The sequence below is a fragment of the Pseudomonas sp. R1-15 genome (assembly GCF_051132085.1).
GTDB lineage: Bacteria > Pseudomonadota > Gammaproteobacteria > Pseudomonadales > Pseudomonadaceae > Aquipseudomonas.
In genome coordinates, this window is record NZ_CP071660.1 from 3,049,682 (window position 1) to 3,067,614 (window position 17,933).

At 56.2% G+C, this 17,933-nt stretch carries 19 protein-coding genes and 2 pseudogenes; 11 read left to right on the forward strand and 10 right to left on the reverse strand.

Annotated features, from left to right (window positions below; all coding sequences use genetic code 11):
• Positions 1-9 precede the first annotated feature (9 nt).
• The 5 genes from J3P97_RS13720 (at position 10) to J3P97_RS13740 (ending at position 5,659) form a co-directional block, all read left to right on the forward strand.
• The gene (locus tag J3P97_RS13720; RefSeq protein WP_434671930.1) at positions 10-1,248 is read left to right on the forward strand and encodes a thiolase family protein; all 1,239 of its coding nucleotides are present in this window, start codon (positions 10-12) and stop codon (positions 1,246-1,248) included.
• An 11-nt stretch (positions 1,249-1,259) separates the two neighbouring features.
• On the forward strand, positions 1,260-2,627 hold the full coding sequence (locus J3P97_RS13725; RefSeq protein ID WP_434671931.1) for an NAD(P)/FAD-dependent oxidoreductase: 1,368 nt from the start codon (positions 1,260-1,262) through the stop codon (positions 2,625-2,627).
• A gap of 191 nt (positions 2,628-2,818) precedes the next feature.
• Positions 2,819-4,291 (forward strand): flavin monoamine oxidase family protein, encoded by a 1,473-nt coding sequence (locus J3P97_RS13730; protein WP_434671932.1) that lies wholly within the window; start codon positions 2,819-2,821, stop codon positions 4,289-4,291.
• Positions 4,292-4,300: 9 nt separating this feature from the next.
• The gene (locus tag J3P97_RS13735) at positions 4,301-4,957 is read left to right on the forward strand and encodes a c-type cytochrome (protein ID WP_434671933.1); all 657 of its coding nucleotides are present in this window, start codon (positions 4,301-4,303) and stop codon (positions 4,955-4,957) included.
• A gap of 39 nt (positions 4,958-4,996) precedes the next feature.
• Positions 4,997-5,659, forward strand: coding sequence for a hypothetical protein (locus J3P97_RS13740; RefSeq protein WP_150370564.1), 663 nt, complete (start codon positions 4,997-4,999; stop codon positions 5,657-5,659).
• An 88-nt stretch (positions 5,660-5,747) separates the two neighbouring features.
• On the opposite strand, the gene J3P97_RS13745 is transcribed toward J3P97_RS13740, so the two are convergent.
• The 6 genes and pseudogenes from J3P97_RS13745 to J3P97_RS13770 form a co-directional block, all read right to left on the reverse strand.
• Entirely contained in the window at positions 5,748-5,975 is a 228-nt protein-coding gene (locus J3P97_RS13745; protein ID WP_434671934.1) for a c-type cytochrome, read from the reverse strand.
• Positions 5,879-6,397 carry a c-type cytochrome gene (locus tag J3P97_RS13750; protein WP_434671935.1) on the reverse strand — a complete coding sequence of 173 codons (519 nt, stop codon included), beginning with the start codon at positions 6,395-6,397 and terminating at the stop codon, positions 5,879-5,881. The genes J3P97_RS13745 and J3P97_RS13750 overlap by 97 nt, the downstream gene beginning before the upstream one ends.
• Positions 6,397-7,877: pseudogene (locus J3P97_RS13755) on the reverse strand (flavin monoamine oxidase family protein). The gene J3P97_RS13750 and the pseudogene J3P97_RS13755 overlap by 1 nt, the downstream one beginning before the upstream one ends.
• Positions 7,878-8,062: 185 nt before the next feature.
• Positions 8,063-8,725, reverse strand: coding sequence for a TetR/AcrR family transcriptional regulator (locus tag J3P97_RS13760; RefSeq protein WP_434671936.1), 663 nt, complete (start codon positions 8,723-8,725; stop codon positions 8,063-8,065).
• 89 nt (positions 8,726-8,814) lie between these two features.
• Positions 8,815-9,231: a RidA family protein gene (locus J3P97_RS13765; RefSeq protein WP_434671937.1), complete on the reverse strand. Its 417-nt coding sequence runs from the start codon at positions 9,229-9,231 to the stop codon at positions 8,815-8,817.
• A gap of 13 nt (positions 9,232-9,244) precedes the next feature.
• The gene (locus J3P97_RS13770) at positions 9,245-10,078 is read right to left on the reverse strand and encodes a phytanoyl-CoA dioxygenase family protein (protein WP_434671938.1); all 834 of its coding nucleotides are present in this window, start codon (positions 10,076-10,078) and stop codon (positions 9,245-9,247) included.
• Between the two features lie 222 nt (positions 10,079-10,300).
• On the opposite strand from J3P97_RS13770, the gene J3P97_RS13775 reads away from it, so the two are divergent.
• From J3P97_RS13775 to J3P97_RS13785, 3 genes and pseudogenes are all read left to right on the forward strand, one after another.
• The gene (locus J3P97_RS13775; protein WP_434671939.1) at positions 10,301-11,014 is read left to right on the forward strand and encodes a winged helix-turn-helix domain-containing protein; all 714 of its coding nucleotides are present in this window, start codon (positions 10,301-10,303) and stop codon (positions 11,012-11,014) included.
• Between the two features lie 6 nt (positions 11,015-11,020).
• Positions 11,021-11,254 carry a hypothetical protein gene (locus J3P97_RS13780; RefSeq protein ID WP_434671940.1) on the forward strand — a complete coding sequence of 78 codons (234 nt, stop codon included), beginning with the start codon at positions 11,021-11,023 and terminating at the stop codon, positions 11,252-11,254.
• 144 nt (positions 11,255-11,398) lie between these two features.
• Positions 11,399-11,675, forward strand: a pseudogene (locus J3P97_RS13785) (histone-like nucleoid-structuring protein, MvaT/MvaU family); the annotation flags it as partial.
• A 235-nt stretch (positions 11,676-11,910) separates the two neighbouring features.
• Here J3P97_RS13785 and J3P97_RS13790 read toward each other — a convergent pair.
• Positions 11,911-12,459 (reverse strand): hypothetical protein, encoded by a 549-nt coding sequence (locus J3P97_RS13790; RefSeq protein WP_434671941.1) that lies wholly within the window; start codon positions 12,457-12,459, stop codon positions 11,911-11,913.
• 239 nt (positions 12,460-12,698) lie between these two features.
• Positions 12,699-13,169: a hypothetical protein gene (locus J3P97_RS13795; protein ID WP_434671942.1), complete on the reverse strand. Its 471-nt coding sequence runs from the start codon at positions 13,167-13,169 to the stop codon at positions 12,699-12,701.
• Positions 13,170-13,253: 84 nt separating this feature from the next.
• On the opposite strand from J3P97_RS13795, the gene J3P97_RS13800 reads away from it, so the two are divergent.
• Positions 13,254-13,571, forward strand: a complete 318-nt coding sequence (locus J3P97_RS13800) for a helix-turn-helix domain-containing protein (RefSeq protein WP_434671943.1) — start codon at positions 13,254-13,256, stop codon at positions 13,569-13,571.
• Between the two features lie 220 nt (positions 13,572-13,791).
• On the opposite strand, the gene J3P97_RS13805 is transcribed toward J3P97_RS13800, so the two are convergent.
• Positions 13,792-14,265, reverse strand: coding sequence for an antitoxin Xre/MbcA/ParS toxin-binding domain-containing protein (locus J3P97_RS13805; RefSeq protein WP_434671944.1), 474 nt, complete (start codon positions 14,263-14,265; stop codon positions 13,792-13,794).
• Between the two features lie 375 nt (positions 14,266-14,640).
• Here J3P97_RS13805 and J3P97_RS13810 point away from each other — a divergent pair, with 375 nt between their 5' ends.
• Entirely contained in the window at positions 14,641-15,228 is a 588-nt protein-coding gene (locus tag J3P97_RS13810) for a DUF6088 family protein (RefSeq protein WP_434671945.1), read from the forward strand.
• 621 nt (positions 15,229-15,849) lie between these two features.
• Here the strand turns inward: J3P97_RS13810 and J3P97_RS13815 are convergent.
• Positions 15,850-16,446: a TetR/AcrR family transcriptional regulator gene (locus J3P97_RS13815; protein WP_434671946.1), complete on the reverse strand. Its 597-nt coding sequence runs from the start codon at positions 16,444-16,446 to the stop codon at positions 15,850-15,852.
• Positions 16,447-16,890: 444 nt separating this feature from the next.
• Here J3P97_RS13815 and J3P97_RS13820 point away from each other — a divergent pair, with 444 nt between their 5' ends.
• Positions 16,891-17,907 (forward strand): SDR family oxidoreductase, encoded by a 1,017-nt coding sequence (locus tag J3P97_RS13820; RefSeq protein ID WP_434671947.1) that lies wholly within the window; start codon positions 16,891-16,893, stop codon positions 17,905-17,907.
• Positions 17,908-17,933: the final 26 nt, after the last annotated feature.

Genomic DNA, 17,933 nt, shown 5'->3' on the forward strand with positions numbered 1-17,933 from the left:
AATGATCTGATGGAACCAATTTACATCGCCGGCATTGCCATGACCGAGTTCGGTCGCCACCTCGACCGCAGTCTCCAGGATCTGGCGCTGGAAGCCTTGCAGGGCGCACTCGCCGATTCCGGCGCCTTGCGCGCCGATATCGGTGCGGTGTTCTACGCCGGCATCACCAACGGTCAGTTGCAAGGACAGCTGTCGATTCCCGGGCAGGTGCTGTGCAGCAAGATCGGCCTCGAAGGAGTGCCGGTGTACAACGTCGAAAACGCCTGCGCCTCGGGCAGTACCGCGGTTCATCTGGCAGTGCAGAGCTTGCGCTCGGGGGCTACCAACGTGGCCCTGGCGTTGGGCGCGGAGAAAATGAATGTGCCGGACAAGGCGCGGGCGCTGGCCCTGTTCGAAACCGGCTGGGACGTTTCCACCGCCGAAGAAAACTACGCGACGCTGGTGAAAATGGGCGAGGGCATCGTGGTGCCACCAGGCTCGGAATCTGATCGTCCGTACAGCAAGTTCATGGCCATCTATGCCGCCATGTGTCGCTGGCACATGAAGACCTACGGCACCACTCAGCGGCAGATTGCGGCGGTATGCGCCAAGAACCATCAACACTCGGTGCACAATCCGTATTCGCAATTTCGCAAGACCTTCACCATCGAGGAGGTGCTTTCCGCGCCGCCAATCACCTATCCGATCACGCTGCCGATGTGTGCGCCGTTATCCGACGGCGCGGCCGCTGCGATTCTTTGTACCGAGGCGGGACTGAAACGCATCGGTGCCGACCCGAAACGTTGTGTGCGGATTGCCGCCAGCGTGATCCGCAGCTTTACCCTGCGGGGGCTCGACGAGCCGCACAAGCACGTCAGCCTTTTGGCAGCGCGTGAAGCCTATGAAGTCGCCGGCCTCGGCCCGCAGGACATGCACGTGGCCGAAGTGCACGACGCCTCGGCCATGGGCGAAATCATCCAGGCGGAAAACCTCGGGCTTGCGCCGCTGGGGGAGGGTGGGGTGTGTGCCGAACGCGGCGATTTCACCTTGGGTGGTCGCCTTCCGATCAACCCCTCTGGCGGCCTGGAATCCAAGGGCCATCCGCTGGGTGCGACAGGGATCGGCCAGTTGTACGAGCTGACCACGCAGTTGCGCGGGGAGGCCGGTGCACGCCAGGTACCCGGTGCGCGGCATGCCATCCAGGAAAACGGTGGCGGGCTGCAGGGTGTCGAGGAAGCCGCCGTCGCTATTCACATCCTGAGTCGATAGGAGCGCATCACATGTCCATGACCTACCAATCACGAGAGCTGGAAAGCCACTTCGCCGGCGGGCATTTCCGTCGGCTGGGTGGCTGGGTCGAAACCCCGGCGGATCTGCAACCCGAGCTCGAGGGCGATGTCAGCGCGGACGTCATCGTGATCGGTGCCGGTTTCGCCGGGCTGTCCACCGCCCTGGAACTGACGGCGTTGGGGGCCAAGGTTGTGGTGCTGGAGCAGGCGTTTGCCGGTTTCGGCGCCAGCGGGCGGAACGCCGGCTATCTGGGTGGCAGCATCGGCATCGAGTTCGAGTTGTTCTTGAAACGTGTCGGCAAGGAAAAAGCGCAAAACATCGTCAGGTTCTATGACGAAGCGGTCGCCTACGTCGAAGGTCGGTTGCGCGAACTGGGGATCGACTGCGACTACAACGCCTCGGGCATCATCAGGGCGGGGATCCATCCGTCGCAGGAGAAAAGGCTGCGCAAAAGCATGGCCGTGGGCCACGGCCTGGGGTCGCCAACCGAATTTCTGGATCAGGGACAAATGCGTGCGCGGGGGATTCCACCGGCCTTTCTGTTTGGCTGTCTGCAACGCCACGGCGGTACCCTGGACCCTGGCAAATACGTGATGGGCCTGCGCCGCGCTGCACTCCAGGCGGGGGTGAGGCTGTATGAAAACACCACGCTTGAGTCGTACTCCGACGGGCCGACGATCACCTGCCGGACGCCACGCGGTCGGGCGAGCGCGCCAATAGTGGTGCTGGCAACCAATGCCTATACGCCGCAACTCGGTCTTCTGCGCGACAAAGTCGTACCGTTTCGGGTATCGGCGGTCGAAACCGAGCCATTGACACCACAGCAGTTGGCATCGCTGGGCTGGGCAGGGCGGGAAGGGTTGACCACGCCGCACCTGGTGATGGAAAGCCATCGCCTAACCGCACGCAATACGCTGCTGATGACCACCAAACGGCTAGGTTATGCCTACGGCTCGAAAACCCCGAACATTCCCGATGAGGCGACCTACCGCGCGTTGCAAGACAACCTTGGCGTGCGTTTCCCGATGTTGCGCGGTGTCGGCATTCAAGCGTGCTGGAGTGGTTACGTCAGCATGGCCTACGACGCGTTGCCGGTGGTGGGCGAAACTGGGTCGCACCACAACATTCTCTACACCGCGGGTTGCTCCGGACACGGTGTCGCCTCGCAGTCGCTGATCGGCCATCTGCTGGCGGAAAGAATCGGCGGTATCGAGCATCCGCTGCTCGCCGCGCTGCGGCATAAAACCCCGAAAACCCTGCCCGAACCACTGCAGTGGTGCGCCGTGAATGTGGCGCTGGGGGGAGCACATCTGCTGGACGAATACACCAACCGCAAAGTTGCGCGCCCTCATGCCTGACGGTTGAGGCTTATAGAACCAACACGCTGATTTTCCGTGGTGACGCTGACCTTGGAGTCCTGGGTCCGGCAGGCGTTCGCCTGCAGAAAGACAAACGAATGTTTGCGTTTTCGTCGCCACTTTTTTACTGCCGCACCCACGCTCGGCCACGGGCGTTCAATCCAACAATAACGTGATGTGAGGCCTCGAACATGAGCACTGACGCCCCTCCCGATCTGAAGCGAAGACAATTACTCAAACTGGCCGGTGCCACCGCCGCCATGGGATCGATCGGTTTGAACCTTGGCCCGGCCAATGCCGCCGATGCGCTGCAAAAAGACAGTCCGGACGATGTGTTTGATGTGGTGATCATCGGTGCCGGCCTGGCTGGTTTGACCGCCGCCCGTGATCTGCATCTGGCAGGTTGTGAGTCGCTTCTGGTGCTCGAAGCGCGCGATCGTGTCGGTGGCCGCACCCTCAATCATGACTTGGGCTCCGGCTACATTTCCGAAGCCGGAGGTCAGTGGATCGGTCCAGGACAAACCGCCGTAGCGGATCTGGCCCGTGAGCTTGAGGTCGGTACCTTTCCCAGTTTTTATGACGGGGAAACCGTGATCCTCGGGGGCGATGGACGTGTCGCCGTTGATTTGAAAGGCACCTTCGGTACCGACGAAAGCGTCTCGGCAAAACTCAGCGAGCTGTCGCGTGATGTGCCGTGCGGGGCGCCATGGAAATCCCCCCGGGTGGCCGAACTGGACAAACTCTCGGCGGGCGACTGGCTCGCTCAGCAAAACATCAAGCCGGAAGACCGCGCAGGGTGGAATGCCAGCTTCCTCCTGACCTGCGGTGTCACGCCGGCGAAGATGGGCTTCTTGCATTTTCTGTCGATGATCAATTCGGCCGGCAGCGAATACATGCGGCTCGACTCGATCAAGGACAGCGCGCAAGGCACGCGGATCGTCGGCGGTTCACAGGTTCTCAGCAGCAAAATGGCGCAATTGCTGGGCGACAAGGTTCGCTTGTCGTGCCCGGTGCGCAAAATTGCTGACTGGAACCGCGACATCGTCAGACTGCAAACGGATCAGGGCGAGATCCGCGCCCGCCGGGTGATCATGGCGATTCATCCCGCGCTGTGCCAACGCCTGCAATTCGATCCACCGCTGCCCGAAGCTCGCGCCGCCCTGCAACGGGCCTGGCCAGCGCACTCGCCGGCACGCAAGACCGCAATGGTTTACCAGCGGCCTTTCTGGCGCGACAAGGGTTTGAACGGTCACATCATTCAGGTCGGCGGGCCAGTCATCTGGGCTTACGACAACTCGCCGCCAAACGGCGAAATCGGCGTGATCAATGCATTCATTCTGAATGCCGCAGCTCCCACCGACCCCGAAGCCGCGAAGCGTGTGCAGACCGAAATCTATGCATGCGCCCTGGGGGATGCAGCGCTTGAGCCGGTTTCCTACCACGATCACGACTGGGCGCATTACGACCCGTGGACCATCACGTGCGTGTCGCCGATTCCCTCCGGTTTCTGGTCGACACATGGCGAGGCACTGCGTCCGCCGTGCGGCAATCTGTTCTGGTCGGGCAGCGAAACCGCTGACATCTGGGCAGGTTACATGGACGGTGCCGTGCGCGCCGGACGCCACAGCGCCTTGCAGGTGCTCAACGCGTTACGTCGGGCATAGGAGGCGACAATGAAAAAAATCATAGCGCTTGGCGTCATCACGGTCATTGTGGTGCTGGTGGCGGTTTTCGGCCGTGATCTGCTCGACCTGTATCGGCTGCAGACTTACATCACGACCTCCACGGAGGCCTATCAGGCCGAACGCGGAAACTGGCCACACCTGACCGATGCCTGCACCGGTTGCCATGGCAGCCACGGTAACTCGCTGAACCCGACGTATCCGAGCCTGGCCGGGCAACCCGCCGCGTATCTGTCTGCCCAGTTGCGCAACTTCGCGAGCGGGCAACGGCTTGCGCCCAACATGGGGCCGCTGGCGATGACCCTCAGCCCGGATGAAATTGATCTGCTGGCGAAGTTCTACGCCCGGCAATCGGTCGTTGCTCATGCGGCTGTCAGCCCTGACGAGGGGCTGAAGGATCAGGGCAAACAACTGGTGCAAATCCGCGGTTGCACCGCCTGTCATGGTGCCGAGCTGATGGGCCACGACGCCTTCCCGCGCCTGGCTGCACAAGGTCAGGACTACCTTTTGGCCCAGCTCAACGCTTTTGCCAGCGGCGAGCGCATTGAGCCCAGTGGCGCGATGCAAGCCATGGCAGCGGCGCTGTCAGCGCAGGAGCGCCAGGCGATTGCGGCTTACCTGGCCGCACTGGTTCCTCAATCCCGCTAACCCATCAAATTTTCTGTCAGCTGTACCGAGGCTATCGTTATGGAACCGAGAAATATTGTGCTGTGCCTTGCCTGTTTCTTGCTGCTTGCCAATGGTCTGACCTTTGGCATCAGGTTTCTGAAGAAGAGAAACCTGCTACTGGCTCTGGAGTGGTTTGTGGTTGCGTTTTCCGCGACAAACTTCTTGATCTTCTTCCTGACAGGATCGGAGCATGCGTACCTGATTTCATACTTCTGCGACGCGTTCTCCAGAGCCTTCGGGATTCCACTGATTACCGTGCTCGGGCTGATGGCGGTAACGCATGCGTACAAGCCCTCCGTGAGCAAGGAGCTCATGATGTTTGCCGGCGCTCTGTTGGGCACGCTCGCGTTGATCTCTACCAAGGTCCTGGTCACGCTCCTGCCGTATTTCTACGTGCTGATGTGGGTGATGTTTTCGGTCTACCTGGTGTATTTCGCGGTACGCCTGGCAAATGCCGGAGAGTCATTGCATGCGATCGGTGTGATGTTTGGCATGCTCGCCTCACTGACCATTGCCTGCATCTACGACTTCTACAAGATCCCCGGCGACGACAGCAATGTGCTGCTCAACTTCTACGTGCTTGCACTGACGACCTGGGCTTATCTGCTGGTGCACCTGTATTACGCGTATTGCGCGCTGGAGCGCGCGAAGGGCGCCATGGCAGTTCTGCAAACGCGCTGAGGGAGAGTTGAAGTGCTCGAAGCCGCCGTTCTGGCGGCTTTTTTGCGTGATGCGGAGTAGGGCGGTGGGCATCCTTGCCCGGGCAGGATCAAGGGTACAGCTTGGCCAGATAATGCGCCACGGCCTTGATGTCCTCATCGGACAGGGTGCCCGCCATGGCATTCATGGCCTGCGTCGGATCGGTGCGTTGGCCACGTTTGAAAGCGCTCAGTTGATCGCTCAGATAAAGCTGCCCTTGTCCGGCGATACGCGGAGCCAGGGAGCCGCCAGAGAGTTTTTCGCCGTGGCAGGCTGCACAACCATTGGCGGCGACCACGCGCTGGCCGCGCTGGTCCAGCGCATCATCCTTGGCGGGGCTTCAGTCACGCCGGGTTGCTGTTCGGCAGAATAACTGGCCAGGCGCTTGATCTGCTCGTCGGTCAGATTGGCCGCCAGCGGCTGCATCTGGGCACTGTGGCGACGCCCTTCGGCAAACGCGCGCAACTGGTTTTCGATGTATGCAGTAGGCTGCCCTGCAAGCGCTGCGTATTGAGCGTCGCGGGGTTGACCGCTGGCGCCATGGCAAAGCGCGCAGGTGTCCTGCAACTGTGGCCACGCACCACCGTTGGCCTGGTATGCAGCGTCGCGCTGATCCACGGCCTGCATGAAACGATAGCCCCCCACAGTACCGTAAGTCGCTATTGATCCGGCCAACGCCGCGCTCACGGTGATGACTCCAAACACCATAGTCCGCTTCATCAGGCGTTCCTCCGTGGTTGAAGCACCTGCAACGCTTCCATTGCCGCGCGATGTCCGGCGCGGACCGCACCGTCCATTGCCCCGGCCCAGATTTCCGCAGTCTCGGTACCCGACCAGATCAGGCGACCGACCGCCGGCGTCAGATACTCGCCCCATTGCGTCCAGAAACCGGGAGGCATGGGGGATATACAACTCAAACTCCACGAATCGATCTTGCCCTGGTCCAGATCATGAAACTGAATCGGGTGTAGGGCCTGTTCGCCCATGGCGCTGGCGTAAATCGCCGACAGGGTGCCCTGCGCCGTTTTCGGGTCATGGGGTAATTGTCCGGTCCTGACGAAGCCGCTCAGCACACCAAGGCTGCCGTCCGCCGGGGAGTTGTCAAAGGCCTAGATCAGCGGACCGTCCACTGGCACAATCTGCCCGTTGAGGCCTTGGTCGCGCCAGAACGGGCGCTCATAGACGTGCACGGTCTTGCGCGTCGGTGCATGGGCCGGCCAATGCCGCTGCAGCTCGGCACGCCCGGACGGCAGGGGCGGATCAAAGACGATCTGATTGCACAACGCCGGGCTCAGCGCAGCAATTACCTGCCGCGTGCGGATGATGCCCTGATCGGTGTGCAACTCGACGACATCACGATCCCAACCGACAATCTTGCGCACTGGGCACGCCAACCGGACTTTATCTCCGAGAGCATGCGCCATCTTCAAACTGAGAATTTGCGAGCCGCCAGCCAACCGAGATTCCTGCGCACCGCCCTGGACCCCTTCGAGCTTTTCAAGGCGGCAGTCCGACGAGTTGATCATCGCCAGGTAATGCAGGAGTCCCATGCCGGCCGGCGTGGTACCGAAGGTGAGGCTCACGGACATTTGAAGCCGATCTTGTCGGCGTTGCTGATGCCTTGTCCGGCCAGCCACTGGCCAATCGACAGTTTGTCCAGCTCAGCCGCGTCCTTGGCTTTCCACGGCGCTTTGCTGGGGACGCCTTCGGCGAGCTTGTTCAGTTTTGCGACGACTTTTGTATTGGAATTCGGCCCGTCGCTGAGATCTTCCTGGATGTTGACCTCGTCGATCAGATACACCGCCTTGCCCTTGTAGTAGGTGGGGAAGGTGGCAACATCGAGCTGTCTGGCCATGTCGGCGATCGACGTTTGCCCCGGGCCGATCCATTGGCCACCGGCCTCGGAAATCACGCCATTGCCCAGATCATGGTTAAGCGTGCGACCACCGACGCGGTCGCGGGCTTCAAGCACGGCAAACGACTCGCAGCCAGCGGCCTGGAGGTCTCTGGCGGAGGTGAGCCCGGAAAGCCCGGCGCCAATGATCACCACATCCAGTATTGAGGTATCTACAGCTTCGGTTTGCGCCATCGCACGACCGGTGACACCGAGTCCTCCGGCGAGGGCTGCGCCTCCGATCGCTTGCAATAACAATCGTTGCTGTCGTGATTGCGTCGACAGTTCATCGAGATCCGCACCCATCTTTACCTCCGTCTTTTATTAAAATCACAGATGTTATGTGTGTATATGACAGAACAGGAATTCAGCAAGGTGAAATCGGCGAGATGTCGATTAACCGTGGGTTTGAATGAAAGGCGGGCGCGAAAAAGCAGGGTTCGCTGCGCAAATGAAGCGAAACTTGTTGATGCCGGAGGGCAGGGCAGGGTTTAGCGAGCGGGGCTGATCAGCGTGATGACCGCATCCATCAAGGCCTTGCTGCGTTTGGCTTCAAATCGCTCAGGCTCGATTGGCAACAACATCATCCAGCCGTCACTCAGCGCACTGAGCTGATCGGCAAGCAGATCGGCAGCAATGTCCTTGCGAATGATGCCTTGGGTTTGTCCCTTACGCAGAATGCTTGCAAGATCCTCGCGGAAGCGCGAATAACGTTTCTGGATCACGTCGGCAAAAACCGGCTCGTGCCGGGCGTGGGCAAGCATCTGAAACAGGGCCAGCCAACGCGCCGAGTCGTTCGCTTGAGTCAGGTTCAACCATTGCCCGATCATTGCCCTGACGTCGACTTTTTCCTGATCGGCATCCAGCAAATGGTCGAACTCGTCGAACAGACTCTGCGCCGCCGCCGTGATCATTTCTTCTTTATTGGCAAAGTAATAGGTCACGGCGCCCGTGGTGCAGCCGGCATGACTGGCAACCTTGCGCAGAGACGTCCCGGCATAACCTTCCAGGGCAATGACTTCGATGGCTGCGGTCAACAGTTCACCGCGTTTTTCCAGTCGATTACCTACCGGACGACCGCGACGTGGAGCGGGCGCGGAATCACTGTCAATGGAGTGCTGACTATCCGTGGAAGGCGCTTGAGCATCATGCATAAGAGAGGTGATTCCGTTGGGTGAAGGCGTTGAGCCGACAGTGGCTGCGAACGCCATTTTGGCTTGGCACGTCGCGATCATGCAATCGTTCAGAGTCGACCGCTGCCAATCACCGCGACGGCACGGACTTCCACGCGCAAGCCCGGCATTGCCAGTTGGGAAATGCCGACAGCGGTCCAAGCTGGATAACGCTCAGGGAAATATTCGTCCTTTACCTGTCCAAAGGCGTGCACCTCGGCCTGCAGATCGGTATGAAACGTCATCAGCTCGACCACGTCGGCCAGGCTTGCGCCCGCAGCTTCGAGGATGGTCCGCAAGTACTGAAACGCCAGATGGGATTGCGCCTGAATGCCATCGGCTGGAACCATGGCTTCGTCGATACCGACCTGGCCGGACACCCAGATCATGTTGCCGACGCGTGTGGCCTGGGAAAAGTGGAAGTTGTCGTAGATCGCCTGGGTGTGACCAGGGTTGAAGGACTGACGCTGCAGTTCTTGAGTGCTCATCGCGGTGCTCCTCTCATATTAATTGGCGGAACGTTGGGTGGCGGAAGACGTCTCCCGCTTTCAGCGTCGACAGCTCTTCAGTGAACAGCACGCCTTGCTGCGGATAACCGCCGGCGCTGTGTTCTGGCAAGGGATGAAAGGTGGCGTCGTCGCCAAAGAAACGGAAAACGAAGGTGTGACGGTCCGGGAAGGCCTCATCCACCGGAGCGCCGCCATGCAGCGAACCCGGATGCAGCAGGAGGATATCGCCAGGCTCGGTGGCCCACGAAATGATCTCGAATGCCTCGGGATCGTTTTGCCGCAAAGCCTCGATGTCCGGCAGGCGTGGCAATGCATCGCCGCCATGCAGCGGTTGAGTCGGATCATTCGGATCGCGAAACGTGGTGCCGTCGTAGCGTGGTCCTTTGTGTGAACCTCGAACGATTTCCAAAGCGTTTTTCTTCGGCACTGATTCAAAACTGATCCAAGCATTGGCCCAGTGGTTTCCAGCCCACGGCAGATAAGACGTGTCCTGATGCCAAAGCGTGCGAGATCCGCGCCCACCAGCTTTGAGAAACACCTCTTCGGCGAAGTACCACACGTTCTCCGAGCCCCAGAGCTGCGCAAACAACTGGCCAAAGGGCAGGGAGGCCACCAGTTCTTCGAGACGGGCCTTGGCGACGGGATTGGCATTGTCGACGTGCGACTGTTGCTCCGTTCCGTCGAACATGCGAGTCGCATGAGGGCCGTGATTCTCGACAGCCCATTCATAGGCCGCCCGACACTCGGCCAATTGGTCCTTGTTCAGAAAACCTTTGATCAGGACGGCCCCGTCTTCCAGGAACGCCTTTCGCACAGAGAGTTGCATGAGAGCTTTCTCCTCGAAAAAATGCCACTTGGCGATTCCGATGCTAGCAGGCGACCCGATTAAACACAACGGTCGTTATTTTAATAATGTTATTATTAATGGAGGCCTATGCAGACGCTCTGCGGCGGGGCCCCGGTGATCACTCGCTGATGATCGATCGCTCAACCGCGACGCGGGTCTGAGGCTGCACACATTTAATCAAGGTCCTTATACTGAGCTTTTATGGAAAACCTAGGTCTCGTTAAAACACTGCTAGTAGAGGACGATCAGAGGCTGGCGAAACTCATCAATAAATTCCTGGCCCGGCATGGTTTTGCGGTGCAAGTCGTCCGCCGGGACGACCAGGCATTGGCGGCCGTCGTTGAGCTCAAGCCACAAATCGTCGTACTTGAGCTTCTGCTGCCGGATCAGAACGGACTGCACCTGTGCCGTCGGATTCGTGATGCTTCTGATGTCCCCATCATCATCTTGACTGCGAAGGGAGATGACAGGGATCAGGTTCTCGGCTTGGAATCCGGTGCCGACGACTATGTAGTCAAGCCTGTCAAGCCATCGGTATTCCTGGCTCGGTTGCGCGCTTTGCTGCGACGCCATATCCCCGCGAAGCAACCGACAGCGCTCGACATCCTTGAATTCGGTCGGCTGTCGATCGATCGCAGTGCCCGGGTAGTGAGCCTGGCCGATCAAAGAATCGATCTGACAACCATGGAGTTCGAACTACTGTCCTTGCTGGCCAGCGCGGCGGGCACACTTTTTTCTCGCGACGAAATCCTCAACCGTATCCGCGGCATTCCTTTCGACGGGATCAACCGCAGCGTCGATGTTCACATCAGTAAATTGCGCGGAAAGCTCAATGACAACCCTCGAAATCCAGAGCTCATCAAGACGATCTGGGGCAGAGGCTATCTTTTTAATGCGTTCGCCTGGGAGGCGTAGTTAAGTATGAAAAAAGATGTGTTAATTTTGCTGTTTTGTGTCTGGATTCCGGCGTCGCTGTATTCGGTTTATGGCTGGCATCAAACACAGGGAAAACAGATCGACGATGTCGATCAGCCAACGACGGTGCTGCCTGACACGTACCAATCAACAAATTCCAAAACAAGTGCGTATGAGTCTGCGACGTTCTTGTGCACGATCAGGAAATCGCCACATGGCCTGGAAGAGCCGGATAAATAAAATGCATTAGGCTAGGCTTACCGAGAACGATTCATGATCGCGAACGGATTGAGCGTCGGCAGTGGGTGGTTGAATACATAGTGCAGGGAACCGCGCTTATGGCTCGCGTATGCCACTTGTGGATGTGCCTGAATGGGTCACGCTCTCAAGAAAGAAATTGAGTTCGAAACCAAGCTGCGCGATTTGCTCGCTAATACGGTTATAGCTTGAAGGACGTAGTCGACCTGCTTGATCCGCAAGCCGGTCGTCGTGCAGCAGCGGCTGAATCTAAAACCGGTAGTCGCAAGCCTCGCCAGTTGAAGGTATATAAAAATCCGCACACTGAAGAATTCGTAGAAACCAGGGCGGTAATCACAAAACGCTGAAGGAGTGGAAAGCAGAGCACGGCTCTGCGACCGTTGAGTCTTGGCTGACCAAGTGATTTATTGTTGAAAACAAAAGGGCCCGTACGGCCCTTTCGTTATCGATTTTTTAGCAACACGAGAGGGGATTTTGTAGATCTAAATGCAGTACCGACCGCATTGGCCCTATCCAAACGTTTCCTGAGGAGGAAGGGCAGGAATAACCTGCTTTTAAATCTAACTGAACTAATGAATGTTTATTATATTTATATCCACATCGTAATTAACGAGAAGGGACGTGAATCTAATTCAAGATCACTTCCCGGCCTGTAAAAGGGCTTGGAAAGCTTCCATTGTGGCTTGTTCTGATTCTTTGATTTGGTTGAGAATAGCCATAAGGTGCTGAGAGATTTCATCTTCCATTGCCGAACTTGGTAGATCAGCTAGGAGGCTTGACATCTTTTTTAGGCGGTTCACTTGTAAGAAAGCATTGGCAAGCCTGTTGTTGACAGTCTCACTGAAAATGTCAGCTTTATCTAAGAATTGAGATGGAAGTTCGATCGTGATCTTCGTGGCTTGAGCAGCCAGATCTTTCCGTGCGTTTTCATCATTTAGCAAATCCACCAAATAGGTTTGATCGCCATCAGAAGGTACTACATAGCATCTGAATTTCGCGATCTCTATCTGGGTATCTCCGAGGGGTGAAGTCATCATCTGAGCTAGAAGCTTTGCGCTTGCGAACCGCTCACGTTTTCTTTGAGCTTTATCAAAGCTCCAGATAATAAGTGCAATGATTGCAGCAGCAGCCGTCGCCACAGCCGCTACAGCGTCCCAGTCGATTTTCCATTCTGTACACAGCCACATGCAATTTCTCCGTCAACTGGTGAGGCAACGTTCGTCGGGAGGCATTCCAGCACATGGCGGCAGACACCGCCAAGCAGAAAGGAAGAGGCCTCGCCCGGAATCAAATCTGATGAAGCAGTCCTTAGATCTGCGCAACGTGGTGCCTGTTCTTCGGACGTCAAGATTGCTCCTAGGCGCCGCTATCGTTGGCTCTCGAACGAATTTGGGATGTACCCAAGTCATGCCCGCTTTCAAAGACATTAGTCGTGGCCAGGCGTTGAGCTACGAAGATCACGCTCACCTGAAAATAGGACTCTGAACGGCTTCAAATTCGCATCAGCATCGTCTCGTAATGAGTAGGTCGCCCCGCCTGCGACCTGATAAACGAAAAATTGCGATTCGTCCCGGGGATCCATAACGATTCCAGCCATCGTCAGAGGCTCCATGAGCCAGATAGATTGGCCATTCATATGGGGAGGTGTAACCAGCTGAACCTGCTCGACCCACACCCGATTTGACTGCGCATCGATAAATTGTTTGAGCTCATGAACGTGATACATCATAAGCATGCTCGCGTAATTTTCCCGGCCAACCTTGCGCACTACTTGGAGGTAAAACCAAGGCAGCAGCAGTTCCTGCTCAACGAAGCTCCAAACTCGCTGGCCCTCATGCGAGCTGGTGGCATCGGGCGATTCGAAGGTGATTTCGGCCCTTGGGTAGGTGGTAAACATGGCGAACCTCGAAAATGAACACTATAGATTGTAGTCCTATAAGATTCGATAGCGCTTCATCGTTCCTTTTGCGGGATCAGCAAATTGGAACTCAATATCGCGTTCGGCCAAGCGCTGAAACAGATCCGAAGCAGTAAAAATCTTACCCAAGAAGATTTTGCTACTGTAAGTAGTCGCACCTACCTCAGCACGCTGGAACGAGGCCTCAAAAGCCCAACGCTAGAAAAGGTGGACCAGCTGGCGGGAGCTTTAAACGTGCACCCGCTCAGCATCCTTGTCGCCACATACGTCGGTAAGGAAAGCCATCAGGACGTTGATGCTCTGTTTCAGACCATCAAGGATGAATTGTCCTCAATAAGAAACTTTGAAGGGGGAAACTCATCGCCACGGAAGGACCTTTAACCCTTTCCGGTGCGAGGGTCTTATGGCTAGGTCCACACGCCGGGCTCCGTCGAACCAAAGCGCCACGGGAAGCGCTAGCAGCTTCCGAAGTTTGGATCTGACCAAGAAAAGCGGGGGGAGGGAAGGGAGGGCTCCTGTAACTCGCAGCCCTTGATTCAAGTGCATGTACGCCTGGTGCCGTCGCGAGTGGGAGTGACCTTACGAAGCTCATGGAGGAGCCTTATTGATAAATCCCCAGTTCAATACGTTCTAGGTAGTTCTCGATAACTTGAAACCCGACTGGATTGCCCGCCAGATCTAGAGGGCTATGGTCGTCCAAACGCCGGCAGGGTTTAGCTAGCCATTCTTCAGCAAGCCGCAAGGTGCCAAAAACAGTAGTTGCGTGTTCCAGTACCTTTGCGTATTGAAAGGCTATCGCGCTCTGAATGGGACTCAGTCGACCGGTCGTCGATTCGGCGACTTTGCCTTGCTTAGGTCGGCTTGGCTTACCAGTGATACGATCGATGAGTTTCGATGACAAATAAAGCTCGGAAAGCGCGATCATTGCTTGGACGTCTGTCAGTGCAAACCCCTCCCTCACGAGCAAAAAAACATGGAGCTCGCTAAGCTCCTCAATTCTGGCGTGAGTAAGATGTTCCGTAGGTTTACGATCCAATGCCGTTGAGACAACTCTATTAGCAATACGTGGGGCCATGTGATTCACTTTGGCGGTGACGAATCAGGCTAGCCTAGCTTGATTTCATACAAATCGCATGTTTGTCTGTCCTGAATCATCCACTTGCGGGATACGGTGAATGGCGTGATCGCAAGACGCATGCGGAGGGCGACGATCAATGGGATCAGAGCCTGAGGAATCCCCACAAATCTATCCCTGGCCCTGCATCTGTCGCATCACCTGGGAGCGTAAGATTTGTTAGGTCTCCTCCAGCGCTTGTTGGGCCTCCGATGGTGGCCGATAACGCCAGTACCCCAGACCCAGGCACCATGGGACAAGACATGTTTGTTTTTAACGCTATTGCTTTGTGTAAAAATTGGTAAGGGCCGAATTAACAAAGGGTAGGAGTCATTCATGTCTGTCCCTGAGTGTATTTCTAAGCGGATCAAATGCATGCGAAAGGGCAAGCCTTTTACTAGTGCCGCGTTCGCAGAGATGGGATCTCGCACCTCGGTTGATAAAGCACTGTCTCGGATGGTGCAGAGCGGCGTCCTAGAACGCGTTGCTCGCGGCATCTATATGCGCCCTAAACTGAGTGAGTACACAGGTAAGAAGGTTCGAGCTGACCCAATAACAGTCATGAGAGCAGTCGCAAGGAGTAGGGGCGAGACTATCCAAGTCCATGGTGCAGAAGCTGCTCGCAGGCTAGGAATTAGCACTCAGATGCAGGTTCTACCGACTTATTACACCAGCGGGACGACACGCGAAATTAAGATAGGAAACGCGACGGTGCGGTTGCGTCATTCGTCTTGGCAACGTCTCCAGCAAGCTGGTAGTCAAGCAGGATTAGCGTTGAGTGCGCTGCTGTATCTTGGACAAAAGGGGGTGACTCAGCAAATCGTCGGCAAGATCCTCAGTTCGCTTAGCGCTGAGGAACTTAGCAAACTGATGGACTGCAAGATGCACAAGTGGCTGCGGAAGGCATTGGCGGATTTTTCTTAGGATTATATCGACAACGCTTACTTCTGAGCGCGTCATTGCATTCTCTTGGCACATTCCGGTTACGCTTTCACACTTCACTCGACATGCAATTTCCGTAGCTTTAGTTCGCTCACAGTATTCCTACCGAGTGTAGCCCGCGCATACTTCCATGCAGAGACGCCTATATAGGTGTTGAATGGGGGAAAAACTGGCACATTTCCGAAGAGGTTTCTCAAGCTCTGGCTAAGGGCCGTTCGAAATATAGGGCTGCCAGGCGAGGAAATTTCGAAATTGAGCATTTTGGGGCGACATTGTTCTAAATTTGCGCACGTCTGGCAGTGATTAGCGTGAGTTTCGCAGAAAAAAACTCAAATTTCCGCAGTCGCAGGAAACGGCACTGAATCAGCTTCATCGGGCACCCACCTCCATGACACATGATTTAACATAATATACATTATGCGTAACAACATGTTTCGCCATGGCGGCCATGCCGGGCTCCTTTTCAGTACCCACGGCAGCTCTGGCTTTTCCCGCAACCTGAACCCGGACCATCTGGCTCAAGACGCTCCGCAAAAGACGGCCTGCCAACTCTTCGTGCAGTAGCTTCACGCTGATCGCCGACTGCCTGACCAGCTTGCATTCCTACAATGGCTCCGCCGTTTCGATGAGCGAATTGAGCACCAGCTTGATTTCCGCCGCCGGATCTTTATGTCCTTGCAATATCAAACCCTCCGACAGCGCCGTGAAAGTCTTCGCTAGTGCTGCGTACGCCAACGGAGGTTTCTTGCCGGCATGGTTGAAAATGATAGTGATCAGCTTGCCCAGCGCCTCGCTGTTTTCTTCATGCAGATCGTAGTAATGCTTTGCGAACTCTTCATCGCGTAACGCGATCAGTTGCATTTCGGCGTCGAGGATGGCGCAGTTCGTATTGTTTTTAAGTGTATCGATGTAGGCGTTCAATCCGTGCGCGAGTTGCTCTGCGGTATAACCCGCGGCCAACGTCTCGCCCAAGCGGTCTATTTCAACCCGTTTGAAACGCTGGGTCAGTTGCAGGAGCAGTTCCGACTTGCTTGAGAAGTTGGAAAAGAACGCACCTTTCGAATAACCTGCCTCTTCAGAGATAATATTGACACTGGCGGCGTGAAAGCCTTTTTTGATCATGAGGTCAGTGGCGGTATCAAATAACTTGTCTCGTGTTATTTGTTGGCTTTCCTCGCGACCTAATCTTTTTTTAATCACGCCCTCGGCTCCTTTGGCCCAATATGTTTGTTTGTAACTAGATGAAACAGTTCAGTGAATCAGCTGTTTGCACCTTACCATCCGTACCCGTCCTTTGCATTTAAAGTTTTAAATATGGCATGTAATCGCCGCCTATTTTTGGCAGGATCGGACGACAGCAAGGTGACGGTTTTCATCAAAATGCAACGGATTCAGAGCGACCACTGCCCTGCCCCCTTTGGGGAAAAAACCGCGTACATGCCGGAAAAATGGCGTCATCAGCCTGGCGAATTCGTTGAGACATTGCGTCTCAGGCCCGTACCAGACACCTCGGGTTTCACTCGATAGTGAAATACCGCTTGATTTCCAGATACCGAATGGTTTTTACTGGCGCCGTTGGGTCATCCAACGCCTGTTCAGCGACGAAGCTGCACGAGCAGGCTATCTCACAGGAGCTGGATTTTAATGGAATATGCCTTTGTTACAGGTGCTACAGGCCTGCTTGGGAACAATGTCGTCCATGCACTTTTAAAACGAGACATCAAAGTAAGGGCGCTGGTACGTTCCATTGAAAAAGCCAAGAAGCAGTTCGGCGGCCTGCCCGTCGAACTTGTCCAGGGCGATATGCTTGATGTTGATGCATTCAGCCATGCCCTTGAAGGCTGTGATGCCTTGTTTCATACAGCGGCCTATTTTCGCGACAGCTATAAAGGCGGAAAGCATTGGCAAAAGCTCTACGATACCAATGTAACCGGCACCGAGCGGTTGTTGCAGGCCGCCTATGCCGCGGGCATTCGCCGTGCGGTCCACACTTCCTCCATCGCGGTCCTGAAGGGAAACCGCGATCAGGTAATCGACGAGACCATGTCGCGCGACGAGTCCGAGGCAGACGATTACTACCTGAGCAAGATCCTGTCTGAACAGAAGGTTCAGGAGTTCTTGTCGCTGCATCCGGACATGTTCGTCGCGATGGTTTTACCCGGTTGGATGTTTGGCCCAGGCGACATCGGTCCTACGTCGTCAGGTCAGTTCCTGCTGGATTTCGTAGGACAAAAATTGCCGGGGGTTCTTCCTGGGAGTTTTTCAGTCGTGGACGCCCGTGACGTGGCGGAACATCAAATCGCGGCGATAACACGTGGCCGATCGGGAGAGCGTTATCTGGCTGCCGGCAATCATATGGACATGAAGACTATCTTTCGGGCACTGGCCAACGTCAGCGGGATAAAGGCACCGGAACGGCCTGTTCCGTTGTTCATGCTGCGTCTTATCGCTTTCGCCTATGAAATTTATTACCGGGTTACTAAAAAGCCGGTGCTTATCAGTACTTCCACGGTCAAGCTCATTGAGCAGGAACAAGGGAGGACTCATTTCAGCCACAGCAAAAGTTCAAGTGAGCTGAAATGCGCGTTCCGCCCGGTTACTGAAACCCTGACCGATACGCTGGACTGGTATCGGAACAATAACTACATAAAGCTCAACTGAAAAATTAGCCTGCCTCTGCAGTACTT